The sequence below is a fragment of the Streptomyces sp. NPDC058877 genome (genome assembly GCF_042742855.1).
Classification (GTDB): domain Bacteria; phylum Actinomycetota; class Actinomycetes; order Streptomycetales; family Streptomycetaceae; genus Streptomyces.
Genome location: NZ_JBHYMF010000012.1, coordinates 59,722 through 71,379, shown reverse-complemented (window position 1 = coordinate 71,379; position 11,658 = coordinate 59,722). Strand labels below are relative to the sequence as shown.

Genomic DNA, 11,658 nt, shown 5'->3' with positions numbered 1-11,658 from the left:
GGGGGGGGGGGGGGGGGGGGGGGGGGGGGGGGGGGGGGGGGGGGGGGGTGGGGGCGGGGGGGGGGGGGGGGGGGGGGGGCTGGGGTTGGGGTGGGGGTGGTGGTCGTGCCCCTTGCCCTTCCCCTTGCCGTGGTGGTCGCGGCCCTTGCCCTCGTCGTGGCCCTTTCCGCCCCCGTTGCCGTTCTCGTCGTGGTGGCCGCCGGCGACTGCGACCGCAACGAGCGGACCGCCGGAGTCGGTCGAGGCGTAGGCGTAGGCGCAGGCATCGGCGCTGGCGGGCGCGGGGGCGGCGAGCAGCCACACCAGTCCGAGGGCGGCGAGCGGGCGGGCGAGGAGCGATCCGTACAGAGACACGCGGTCGAGCTTGATCACCCGGGCGGAGCGCCGGGGCGGATTCGGTCCTGATTCGCCAGATGGAGGGGATCTCCGGATGTGTGGACTTGACGGTTCACCGCGTGTCACGGGCGGATGCGGTGCAATGCCCCGGTATTGCCGACCGCGATGCCCCGGGACGGACGGTCGATCCGGCTCGTTCCGGCCCCTCGGAAGGGAACTGTCTGGTTGTCGCCCTGTCGGACGAGGCGGCCGACAGGGCATCCTGCACCGGCGCCCGGGCCCGAGGGCCGGCAACGGTCGAGGTGCGAGCGGGCCCTGAGGCCCCGATGGAGAAGGTTCGGGGCGGGCGTCAGAACCGATGCACGGTCAGATGCACGTGAATTTGCACGGCCCGAAGGCGCGATCCCTGCGTTCCAGGAGCACGTGCCAATGGCGTGTGACTAAGAACGGATCGCGAATTTCCGTTTCTACTCGCTCTCCTGGCGAGCGATCAGTAGCCTCACCTCGAACACCGGCCGCGAACACATGGCCGCATCCCCCATGCCGACTTGTTGGAGACATTGATGGAGCGTCCCGCCTGGGCTCCGCCCGGTATCGACATCTCGGTGCCGAGCGTGTCCCGTATGTATGACTTCTATCTGGGCGGCTCGCACAATTTCGAAGTGGACCGGGAAGCGGCGCGCAAGGCCATGGAGTTCATGCCGGGCCTGCCCAAGATCATGCAGGCGAACCGTGCCTTCATGCGGCGGGCCGTCCGCCACGCGGTCGACAACGGCATCACCCAGTTCCTCGACATCGGCTCGGGCATACCCACCTTCGGCAATGTGCACGAGGTGGCCAGGGCCGCCGATCCCGCTGCCCGGGTGGTCTACGTCGACCACGACCCGGTCGCGGTGGCCCACAGCCGCGCCGTCCTTGAGGGCGACGACGAAGCCACCGTCATCGCCGCCGACCTGCGCAAGCCGGCCGACATCCTGTACAACCCCGAGGTGACCCGACTCCTCGACCTGGACCGGCCCGTGGCGCTGCTGCTGGTCGCCGTCCTCCACTTCCTGGAGGACCACGACCGACCGTACGAGGCCGTTGCCGAACTGGTCGCCGCCCTGGCGCCCGGCAGCCTCGTCGTCCTCACCCACGCCTCCTACGAGGGCATTCCGCTCTCGGAGGAGCAGGCCGGCGGCACCGTCGGGGTGTACCGCAACATCCGCAACCCCCTGGTGATGCGGTCGGGCGAGGAGGTCACCCGTTTCTTCGAGGGCACCGAACTCGTCGAGCCCGGCCTCGTCCCGATGCCCCACTGGCGACCGGACGGTCCGGTCGAGGAGGAGGATCCCTATGCCTTCTCCGGGTTCGCAGGGGTGGGGCGCAAGGCGTGAGGGTCCCGTCACAGCCGTCCGGCGCGGATGCCCCGGCCGACGATCCGGAGGACAGGCTCAGGCGGTTCGCCACCATCTGGAGCCGCGCGATCTTCCCGGTGACCGCGACGTCGCTGACCCGTGCCGAGTTCGAGGGGCACCTGCTGCCGCTGGCCCGCACCCTGTACGACGCCCTGCACGCCCGGCCCTTCGACACGGCACCCGCCCAGCGCACCGGGGCGGCCCTCGTCGAGGGCCACTGCACCGACCCGGACGCGCTGGGCCGCAGCCTCGGCGTCGTCGACGCGTACCTGGTGCTCTACTGCGGTGCGGAGTCGGACATGTCCACCGAGGAACTGCGCGCCCGCTGCGCCCGGCTCCAGCACGCCATGGCCGCGGGGTACGCCCAGGCCCTGCGCGAGCGGACCCGCGCCGAGCAAGAGGCGATCGCCCGTTCCGCGCTCGCGGCCCGCAGCGCTGCCGAGATCGCCCTGCACGCCACCGAGAGCCGGTTCCGGGCCGTCTTCGACGGTGCGGCGATCGGCATCGGCATCGCCGACCTGGACGGAAACGTCCTGGAGGTGAACGAGACCCTCACCCGCATGTTCGGCGGGATGGAGGGGCAGGTGCGCAGCCGGAACGTCAGCGAGTGGGTCCACCCGGAGGACGGCCCGCACGTCTGGAAGCTGTACGAGGAACTGGTCCGGGGCGAACGCGACCACTACCGCGTCGAGAAGCCCTACTACCGGGGTGACGGAACGGTTCTGTGGACCAATCTCACCGTTTCGCTCCTCCGGGACGCCGACGGGAACCCGCAGTACCAGTTGGCCCTCATGGAGGACACCACCGAACGGCGGCTGCTCCATCTGCGCCTGCGGTACGAGGCCACCCACGACGCGCTCACCGGACTGCCCAACCGGACGCTGTTCTTCGAGCGCCTGGAGAAGGCGCTCGCCCCCGGAGACCACAACCGCTTCGGTCTCTGCTACCTGGACCTCGACGGCTTCAAGGTCATCAACGACAGCCTCGGCCACTCCACCGGGGACCGGCTCCTCGTCGAGGTCGCCGATCGTTTGCAGGGGTGCGTCACCGGAGCGGGCGAGATGGTGGCCCGGCTCGGCGGCGACGAGTTCGTCGCCCTCACCACCGGCTCCCGCGGCGAGCGGGACGTCGTCGAACTCGCGGACCGCATCCTCGCGGCCCTCGCGACCCCCCTCCGCATCGAGGGTCGCGAACTCACCGTGCGCGGCAGCGTCGGAGTGGTCGAAGGACCGGCGGGGGAGCGGACCCCGGCGGAGGTGTTGAGGAGCGCCGACATCACCATGTACCGGGCCAAGTCGGCCGGCGGCAACCGCTTCGAACTCGCCGATCCCGAGGCCGACGCCCGCGCCATCACCCGGCACGGACTCACCACGGCCCTGCCGGCCGCCCTGGAGCGCGGCGAGTTCTTCATCGAGTACCAGCCGCTCGTCCACCTCGGCGACGGCAGCGTGCACGGCGCGGAGGCGCTCGTGCGGTGGTGCCACCCACAGCACGGGGTGCTCGGTCCGGACCGCTTCATCCCGCTCGCCGAGGACACCGGCCTCATCGTGCCGCTCGGCCGCTGGGTGCTCCAGGAGGCCGTCCGGCAGGCCCGTTTCTGGCAGACCCGGCACTCCGACGGCGGTCCGCTGCGGATCAACGTCAACCTGTCGCCGACGCAGCTGCACCACCCGCGCCTGGTCGCCGACACCGTCGACGTCCTGGAACGGTCCGGGCTCGAACCGGGCGCACTCTGCCTGGAGGTCACCGAGTCGGCCCTGATCGGCGCTGACGAGGACCTGCTGAAGCCGTTGCGCCAGCTCGCCGAAATGGGCGTGGACATCGCCCTCGACGACTTCGGCACCGGTTACTCGAACCTGGCCAATCTGCGCCGGCTGCCGGTCAGCGTCCTGAAGCTCGACCGTTCCTTCACCCAAGGCATGCAACAGCATCCGGTGGACCCGGTCGACCTCAAGATCGTCGAGGGCATCGTCTCGCTCGCCCACAGCCTGGAACTCGCCGTCACCGTCGAGGGGGTGGAGACCGGGGCGCAGGCGCGCCAGTTGCGCGACCTCGGTTGTGACACCGCCCAGGGCTGGTACTACGCCCGCCCGGGCGCACCGGACCGCATCCACTCGCTGGTGCTCGCGGACGCGGTCTGAGCCCCGCCCGGGGCGCCTCCTCCCCGGGCCGCCCTCACCCTTCCGCGGCGATCACCGACTCCGGGGTGCCCTCACCGCCGCGGCGGGAGGCCATGAGCAGCCTCTGGAGCTCCCGGGCCGCCCGCGGCGGGGCCACGTCGCTGCGATGGGCCAGCGCGATCGTGCGGCGCAGACCCGGGCGGGCGAGGGCCGTCACCCGCAGGTCGCGGCCGGCGCGCGCGGCGACCATGGCAGGGACGACCGCGAGCCCGAGGCCGGCCCGTACGAAGCCGAGCACCGCGTCCAGCTCCCCGCCCTCGACGGTGAACGAGGGCTCGAAACCCTCCGCCCGGCAAGCCGCCACGGTCAGCTCCCGCAGGTCGTAGCCGTGTCGGAACATCACGAGCGGTTGGTCCCGCAGGTCCTTGATCCGCACGGGGCGGCGCGGGGGCGGCGAGGAGGCGGCCGAGACCACCACGAGGTCCTCTCGGAGCAGCTCGACCGTCGTCAGGGCGGGGGAGGGAGACGGCAACGGGAGGACGACCAGGGCCAGGTCGAGGGCTCCGCGCGCCAGCTCCCGCACGAGATCGTGCGAGCCCCCCTCCTCGATCAGGAGCTCGATGCCCGGATGCAGGTCGTGGAAGGTCCGCAGCACGTCCGGCAGGAGCCCCGTGCACAGGCTCGGGGTCGCACCGAGCCGCACCCGGCCGCGCTTGAGCCGGGCCAGCTCCTGCACCTCCAGGCGGGCCGTCTCCGTGTCGGCGAGGATCCGGCGCGCGAGCGGCAGGAGGGCCTCGCCCGCGTCGGTGAGGGTGATGTTTCCCCGGGCCCGGCTGAAGAGCTCCGCACCCAACTCCTGTTCCAGGGCCTTGATCTGCTGGGAGAGCGAAGGCTGTGAGACGTGGACGCGTTCGGCGGCCCTGGTGAAGTGCCGGGTCTCGGCCACGGCGACGAAGTAGAGGAGCTGCTGGAACTGCATGGGCCCAGCCTAAGGGACATGGATAGGTCCAGCCTATCGAGATGAGGTGGACCATGTCTTGGACCTCTTGGGTCCTTCGGCCCTAGCGTCGAAGACATGGCTCTGGCACCCATGAGGGACCGGACGGCGGCACGCCCACCGTCCCCCCCACCGTCACGCGGATTCCTGTCATCGACCCTCGGCAAGAAGACGGTCATGGCGGCGAGCGGGCTGATCATGCTCGGCTACCTCGTCGCCCATGTCGCCGGGAACCTCAAGGTCTTCTTCGGTCCCGAAGAGTTCAACTCCTACGCCCACTGGCTGCGCGTCATGGGCGCCCCCGTCCTCCACCACGAGTGGGCCCTCTGGCTGGTCCGGATCGTCCTCCTCGCCGCCGTCGTCGCCCACGTCGTCTCCGCGTACCAGCTCAGCCGGCGCGACCTGAAGGCCCGCCCCACCGGGTACGTCCACCGCCGCAGGCGCTCCTCGTACGCCACCCGCACCATGCGCTGGGGCGGGGTCGTCCTCGCCCTCTTCATCGTCTGGCACGTCCTCGACCTGACCACCGGCACCGTCCACAGCGGTGGCTTCGAGGAGGGCAAGCCCTACCAGAACGTCGTCGACACCTTCTCCACCTGGTACGGCAACGTCGTCTACCTCGTCGCCATGCTCGCCGTCGGCCTCCACGTCCGCCACGGATTCTGGAGCGCCGCCCAGACCCTGGGCGTCGGCAACGCCCGCCGTGACCGCCTGCTCAAGGCCGCGGCCAACACCCTGGCGTTCGTCCTGACCGCCGGTTTCGTCTCCGTCCCCGTGGCCGTCATGACCGGAGTGGTGAGCTGACCGTGAACTACCTCGACTACGCGACCGGCGAGCCCGTCGTCGACGCCAAGGCCCCCGCCGGCCCCATCGCCGAGCGGTGGGACGCCCGACGCTTCCAGGCCCGGCTGGTCAACCCGGCCAACCGGCGCAAGCACCGCATCATCGTCGTCGGCACCGGCCTGGCCGGCGGATCCGCCGGCGCCACCCTTGCCGAACAGGGCTACCACGTCGTCCAGTTCTGTTACCAGGACTCCCCGCGCCGGGCCCACTCCATCGCCGCCCAAGGCGGCATCAACGCCGCCAAGAACTACCGCAACGACGGCGACTCCGTGCACCGCCTCTTCTACGACACCGTCAAGGGCGGTGACTTCCGGGCCCGCGAATCCAACGTCCACCGCCTGGCCCAGATCTCCGTCGAGATCATCGACCAGTGCGTCGCCCAGGGAGTCCCCTTCGCCCGTGAATACGGGGGCCTCCTCGACACCCGCTCCTTCGGAGGCGTCCAGGTCTCCCGCACCTTCTACGCCCGCGGGCAGACCGGCCAGCAACTCCTCCTCGGCGCCTACCAGGCGCTGTCTCGGCAGATCGCCGCCGGCAACGTCGAGATGCACCCCCGCACGGAGATGCTCGACCTGATCGTCGTCGACGGGCGGGCCCGGGGAATCGTCGCCCGCGACCTGGTCACCGGAAAGATCAGCACCCACTACGCGGACGCCGTCGTCCTCGCCACCGGTGGGTACGGCAACGTCTTCTACCTGTCGACCAACGCGATGAACTCCAACGCCACCGCCGTCTGGCGGGCCCACCGGCGCGGTGCGTACTTCGCCAACCCCTGCTTCACCCAGATCCACCCCACCTGCATCCCGCGCACCGGAGACCACCAGTCCAAGCTGACGCTGATGAGCGAGTCGCTGCGCAACGACGGACGCATCTGGGTGCCCAAGGCCCGCGGCGACCGGAGGGCGCCGGCCGACATCCCCGAGGACGAGCGCGACTACTACCTGGAGCGGATCTACCCCTCCTTCGGCAACCTCGTCCCCCGCGACATCGCCTCCCGCGCCGCGAAGAACGTCTGTGACGAGGGCAGGGGCGTCGGACCCGGCGGGCAGGGCGTCTACCTCGACTTCGCCGACGCCGTCCGCCGGATGGGCCGGGCGAAGGTCGAGGAGAAGTACGGCAACCTCTTCGACATGTACGAGCGGATCACCGCCGAGAACCCGTACGAGGTCCCCATGCGGATCTACCCCGCCGTCCACTACACGATGGGCGGACTCTGGGTCGACTACGACCTCCAGACCACCGTCCCCGGCCTGTTCGCGATCGGAGAGGCCAACTTCTCCGACCACGGCGCCAACCGGCTCGGTGCCTCCGCCCTCATGCAGGGCCTCGCCGACGGCTACTTCGTCCTTCCCGCGACCATCAACGACTACCTGGCCGGCCACCCGCAGGCCGAGCCCGTCACCGATGACCACTCCGCCGTCCGCGAGGTCCTCGCCGAGACCGAGGACCGGCTCAACCTCCTCCTCGCCGTCGACGGCGACCGCACCCCCGACTCCTTCCACCGCGAACTCGGTGCGCTCATGTGGGAGCACTGCGGCATGGCCCGCACGGACGAGGGCCTCCGCAAGGCCCTGCGCCGCATCCCCGAGATCCGCGAGGAGTTCTGGAAGCGCATCAAGGTCCCCGGTGCGGGCGAGGAGTTCAACCAGTCGCTGGAGAAGGCCAATCGGATCGTCGACTACCTGGAGCTCGCCGAGCTGATGTGCCTCGACGCCCTCCACCGCGCCGAGTCCTGCGGCGGTCACTTCCGCGAGGAATCCCAGACGGCGGACGGCGAAGCCGCCCGTCGCGACGAGGAGTTCGCCTATGCGGCCGCCTGGGAGTTCACCGCCCCCGACCGCGCCCCCGTCCTCCACCGGGAGGACCTCACCTTCGAGTACGTCCACCCCACCCAGCGGAGCTACGCATGAGGCTCACCCTGCGCGTCTGGCGCCAGCAGAACGCCACCGCCCCCGGCGCCATGTCCACCTACGACGTGGACGGCGTCTCCGCCGACATGTCCTTCCTGGAGATGCTCGACACCCTCAACGAGGACCTGATCCTGCGCGGCGAGGACCCCGTCGCCTTCGACCACGACTGCCGCGAGGGAATCTGCGGTGCGTGCAGCCTCGTCATCAACGGCGATGCGCACGGGCCGGAGCGCACCACCACCTGCCAACTCCACATGCGGTCCTTCCGCGACGGCGACACCATCGACGTCGAACCCTGGCGGGCGTCCGCCTTCCCCGTCGTCAAGGACCTGGTGGTCGACCGCTCCGCCTTCGACCGCGTCATCCAGGCCGGCGGCTACATCACGGCCCCGACGGGTTCGGCCCCCGAGGCCCACGCCACCCCGGTGCCCAAGGCCGACGCGGACTCCGCGTTCGAGCACGCGGAGTGCATCGGCTGCGGTGCGTGCGTGGCCGCCTGCCCCAACGGCTCGGCGATGCTCTTCACCTCCGCCAAGGTCAACCACCTGAACGTCCTGCCCCAGGGGTCCCCGGAACGCGAGACCCGGGTCCTCGACATGGTGGCCCAGATGGATGCGGAGGGATTCGGCGGCTGCACCCTCACCGGGGAGTGCGCCACCGCCTGCCCCAAGGGCATCCCGCTCCCGTCGATCGCGGCGATGAACCGGGAGTGGCTGCGGGCGCGGAGGAAGGCGAAGGGGTAGGGGCCGCCGTTCCCCCTCGTGTGCCCCGCCGGTCCGGCGCGGTTCGGGTCAGCCGCCCAGCGCCCTGGCGAGGTAGGGGGCCGTCCGGCTCTCCGGTGACGCGGCCACATCGGCGGGCGGCCCGGCGGCGACCACCCGGCCGCCCTGCTCACCGCCCCCGGGGCCGAGATCGATCACCCAGTCGGCGGTGGCGACGACGTCCATGTCGTGTTCGACGACGACCACCGAGTGCCCGGAGTCCACGAGACCGTGCAGTTGCCGCATCAGGACCTCCACATCGGCCGGATGCAGCCCGGTCGTGGGTTCGTCCAGGACGTAGAGGGCGGGCGAGCGGTGCGGGCGCTGGAGCTCGGAGGCGAGCTTGATGCGCTGTGCCTCGCCGCCGGAGAGCTCGGTGGCGGGTTGCCCCAGCCGCAGGTAGCCGAGTCCGACGTCCAGCAGGGCGCGCAGGCTCCGGGCCGCGGCGGGATCTCCCTCGAAGAAGGCGGCGGCGGACTCGACGGTCAGGTCGAGCACGTCGGCGACGGAGAGGCCGCGCAGCCGCACCCGGAGGGTTTCCGGGTTGTAGCGGGCACCGTGGCAGTCGGGGCAGGGGGCGTACGTACGGGGGAGGAAGAGGAGCTCCACCGACACGAAGCCCTCGCCCTGGCAGGTCTCGCAGCGGCCCCCCGGCACGTTGAAGGAGAAACGGCCCGCCTTGTATCCGCGCGCTGCGGACTCCGCGGTCCCCGCGAAGAGTTTCCGCACCACGTCGAAGAGTCCCGTGTACGTGGCGAGGTTGGAGCGCGGAGTCCGGCCGATCGGTCGCTGGTCCACGGCCACCAGGCGCCCCACGCCCGCCACTTCCTCGGTCAGCGCCTCCACCAGGGTGGACTTGCCGGATCCCGAGACGCCCGTGACGGCAGTGAGGACGCCGATCGGGAAGGCCGTGTCGACGGCCCGCAGGTTGTGCCGGGTGACCGGCCCGGGGCGCAACCAGCCCACCGGTTCCCGCACCGGCCGTGCGAGCGCGGACGCCCGGTCGAACAGGAACCGTCGGGTCGCCGACGCCGCGACGTCGGCCAACTCCTCCGGCGGGCCGCTGTGCAGCACCTGCCCGCCGTGCACGCCGGCGCGCGGTCCGACGTCCACGAGCCAGTCCGCGTGCCGCACGACATCGAGGTGGTGCTCCACGACGAAGACCGAGTTCCCGGCGTCCTTGAGCCGGTCGAGCACCACGAGCAGCGCCTCGGTGTCGGCCGGGTGCAGTCCGGCGGAGGGCTCGTCGAGGACGTACACGACGCCGAAGAGCCCGGAGCGCAGCTGAGTGGCGAGCCGCAGCCGCTGGAGCTCGCCGTTGGAGAGGGTGGGGGTCGCGCGGTCCAGGCTCAGGTAACCGAGACCGAGTTCGGCGACCGTGTCGATCCGGGCGACGAGGTCCGCGATGAGCACGCGCGCCGTTTCCGAGCCGTCCGTCGTCACCGCCGCGGTGGCGAGGAGGCCGGACAGCGCGGTCAGCGGCAGCGCGGCGAGCTCGGCCACGTTGCGACCGGCGAAAGTGACCGCGAGCGCCTCCGGCCGCAGTCGGGAACCGCCGCAGACCGGGCAGGGCGTGCTCATGAGGAAGCGTTCCGCCTTCGCGCGAAGGGCGGGGCTCTTCGAATCGGAGAAGGTGCGCAGCACATGACGGCGTGCGCTCGTGTACGTGCCCTGGTAGGGGCGTTGGATGCGTTGCGCGTCCCGCACCGGGTGCACCGTGACGACCGGTTGCTCGTCCGTGAAGAGGATCCACTTCCGCTCCTCGGCGCCGAGCTCCCGCCAGGGCCGGTCGACGTCGTGGCCGAGGGCGTCGAGCACGTCCCGCAGGTTCTTGCCCTGCCAGGCGCCCGGCCAGGCCGCGATCGCACCCTGGCGGATCGACAGCGACGGGTCGGGCACCAGGAGTTCCTCGCTCGTCTCGTGGACCAGCCCGAGCCCGTGGCACGAAGGGCAGGCCCCCGCGGCCGTGTTGGGGGAGAAGGCGTCCGAGTCCAGGAGCGCGGCGCCCTCCGGGTAGCGGCCGGCCCGCGAGAACAGCATGCGCAGCGAGTTGGACAGCGTCGTGACCGTGCCCACGGAGGAGCGGGCGTTCGGCGAGGACCTGCGCTGCTCCAGCGAAACGGCCGGCGGCAGCCCGGTGATCTCGCCGACCGCGGGCGCCCCCACCTGGTGGATCAGCCGCCGGGCGTACGGGGCCACCGACTCGAAGTAGCGTCGCTGTGCCTCGGCGTAGATGGTTCCGAACGCCAGCGACGACTTGCCGGAACCGGAGACCCCGGTGAACGCGACGAGGGCGTCGCGGGGGATGTCGACGTCGACCCCCGCGAGATTGTGCTCGCGGGCGCCTCGGACACGGACGTACGGATCGTGGGGGCTGTCGTGCATGGGAGGACACTATCCAATGGTCCGCTTTGCCCGGGTCGGTGCCGTGGTGGGCGCGGAGCCCGGCAGCTCGGAGCCGGGGTGCGGTCCGAGGGACGGGCTGCTCGGTACTGCCACCCGCACGGTGAGGTCCGACCGCGAGGGATCGGCCCCCACCCGTGCCTCCCGCACGGGGTCGTGGGACGGACCGGTGTCCCGACGGGGCCCCGCAGAGCGGTGCGGAGCGTTCGCACGGCGGACGGCGAATGGCCAAATGCGGGGGGTGCGCACCACTTGACGGGCACGGGAACCGTCCGAAGGGCGTCCTCCGGGGCGGACGTGTCCGATCGGGACGCACGGGGCGGTGCGCCGCCTGCGACCTCGACTCGCGTCCCCGTACGGCAAGCGGTCGCCGGGCGGCGATCCGCACGGCAAGGGTCTTCGAACGGATGTCGAAGGGTTCGAACTTCTCTTTGTTTATTGGCCGGTTCTGGCAGATCCGGATGAATGACGTTCGGTGGATTCTGTAGCTCCGCACATCGCCGTCGATTCGTAGGAGGAACCACATGCCCGTCATGTCCGCCACCCGTACCGACGAGATCATCGCTGCCTGGCTCCAGGGCGCCGAGACGGCCTTCGGCACCGACAACCCGGCCGGCCCGCTCTACGTGGGCGGCGCCGCCGGGGAGGCCGCACTGACCGACGCCACCGAGGCGCTGTTCACCGGATGCAGCAGCTGCACCGGTTCGCTGCACAGCTACTGCTGCTGACGAACCGTCGCACGGCACCACACGCGACATCCGGGGAACCCTCACGGGTTCCCCGGCCCGCGAAGCAGCCCCGGCGCCCGCGGGACGCCGTCCGGGGGCGGGGCCGCGGAAACGCGACACCGCCCCTGACCACATCACGCGTACCGGCAGTCAGGAGAGGAAC

8 protein-coding genes are annotated in these 11,658 nt (G+C 71.3%); 6 read left to right on the top strand and 2 right to left on the bottom strand.

Annotated elements, in window-relative coordinates:
* Positions 1 to 899: 899 nt before the first annotated feature.
* Entirely contained in the window at positions 900 to 1,712 is an 813-nt protein-coding gene (locus ACFW2Y_RS05175) for an SAM-dependent methyltransferase (RefSeq protein ID WP_384873769.1), read from the top strand.
* Entirely contained in the window at positions 1,709 to 3,874 is a 2,166-nt protein-coding gene (locus tag ACFW2Y_RS05170; protein WP_384873766.1) for a putative bifunctional diguanylate cyclase/phosphodiesterase, read from the top strand. The genes ACFW2Y_RS05175 and ACFW2Y_RS05170 overlap by 4 nt, the downstream gene beginning before the upstream one ends.
* 34 nt (positions 3,875 to 3,908) lie before the next feature.
* On the opposite strand, the gene ACFW2Y_RS05165 is transcribed toward ACFW2Y_RS05170, so the two are convergent.
* Positions 3,909 to 4,832, bottom strand: coding sequence for a LysR family transcriptional regulator (locus tag ACFW2Y_RS05165; protein ID WP_384873763.1), 924 nt, complete (start codon positions 4,830 to 4,832; stop codon positions 3,909 to 3,911).
* Between the two features lie 96 nt (positions 4,833 to 4,928).
* On the opposite strand from ACFW2Y_RS05165, the gene ACFW2Y_RS05160 reads away from it, so the two are divergent.
* The 3 genes from ACFW2Y_RS05160 to ACFW2Y_RS05150 are packed head-to-tail and all read left to right on the top strand — an operon-like array spanning position 4,929 to position 8,346.
* Complete coding sequence (locus ACFW2Y_RS05160) at positions 4,929 to 5,654, top strand: succinate dehydrogenase (RefSeq protein ID WP_384873760.1); 726 nt, start codon at positions 4,929 to 4,931, stop codon at positions 5,652 to 5,654.
* Positions 5,655 to 5,656: 2 nt separating this feature from the next.
* Positions 5,657 to 7,603, top strand: a complete 1,947-nt coding sequence (locus ACFW2Y_RS05155; RefSeq protein ID WP_384873758.1) for a fumarate reductase/succinate dehydrogenase flavoprotein subunit — start codon at positions 5,657 to 5,659, stop codon at positions 7,601 to 7,603.
* A complete protein-coding gene (locus ACFW2Y_RS05150; RefSeq protein ID WP_384873755.1) occupies positions 7,600 to 8,346 on the top strand; it encodes a succinate dehydrogenase/fumarate reductase iron-sulfur subunit in 747 nt (248 codons plus the stop codon). Before ACFW2Y_RS05155 ends, ACFW2Y_RS05150 begins: the two co-directional genes overlap by 4 nt.
* A gap of 48 nt (positions 8,347 to 8,394) precedes the next feature.
* Here the strand turns inward: ACFW2Y_RS05150 and ACFW2Y_RS05145 are convergent, their stop codons facing one another.
* Positions 8,395 to 10,749, bottom strand: coding sequence for an ATP-binding cassette domain-containing protein (locus ACFW2Y_RS05145; RefSeq protein ID WP_384873752.1), 2,355 nt, complete (start codon positions 10,747 to 10,749; stop codon positions 8,395 to 8,397).
* Positions 10,750 to 11,291: 542 nt separating this feature from the next.
* On the opposite strand from ACFW2Y_RS05145, the gene ACFW2Y_RS05140 reads away from it, so the two are divergent.
* Entirely contained in the window at positions 11,292 to 11,495 is a 204-nt protein-coding gene (locus ACFW2Y_RS05140; protein WP_384873749.1) for a DUF6229 family protein, read from the top strand.
* Positions 11,496 to 11,658 lie beyond the last annotated feature (163 nt).

Coding starts and splice junctions, on each gene's coding strand:
- ACFW2Y_RS05175 (WP_384873769.1), top strand. CDS start 900: ATGGAGCGTCCCGCCTGGGCTCCGCCCGGTATCGACATCTCGGTGCCG.
- ACFW2Y_RS05165 (WP_384873763.1), bottom strand. CDS start 4,832: ATGCAGTTCCAGCAGCTCCTCTACTTCGTCGCCGTGGCCGAGACCCGG.
- ACFW2Y_RS05160 (WP_384873760.1), top strand. CDS start 4,929: ATGGCTCTGGCACCCATGAGGGACCGGACGGCGGCACGCCCACCGTCC.
- ACFW2Y_RS05150 (WP_384873755.1), top strand. CDS start 7,600: ATGAGGCTCACCCTGCGCGTCTGGCGCCAGCAGAACGCCACCGCCCCC.
- ACFW2Y_RS05145 (WP_384873752.1), bottom strand. CDS start 10,749: ATGCACGACAGCCCCCACGATCCGTACGTCCGTGTCCGAGGCGCCCGC.
- ACFW2Y_RS05140 (WP_384873749.1), top strand. CDS start 11,292: ATGCCCGTCATGTCCGCCACCCGTACCGACGAGATCATCGCTGCCTGG.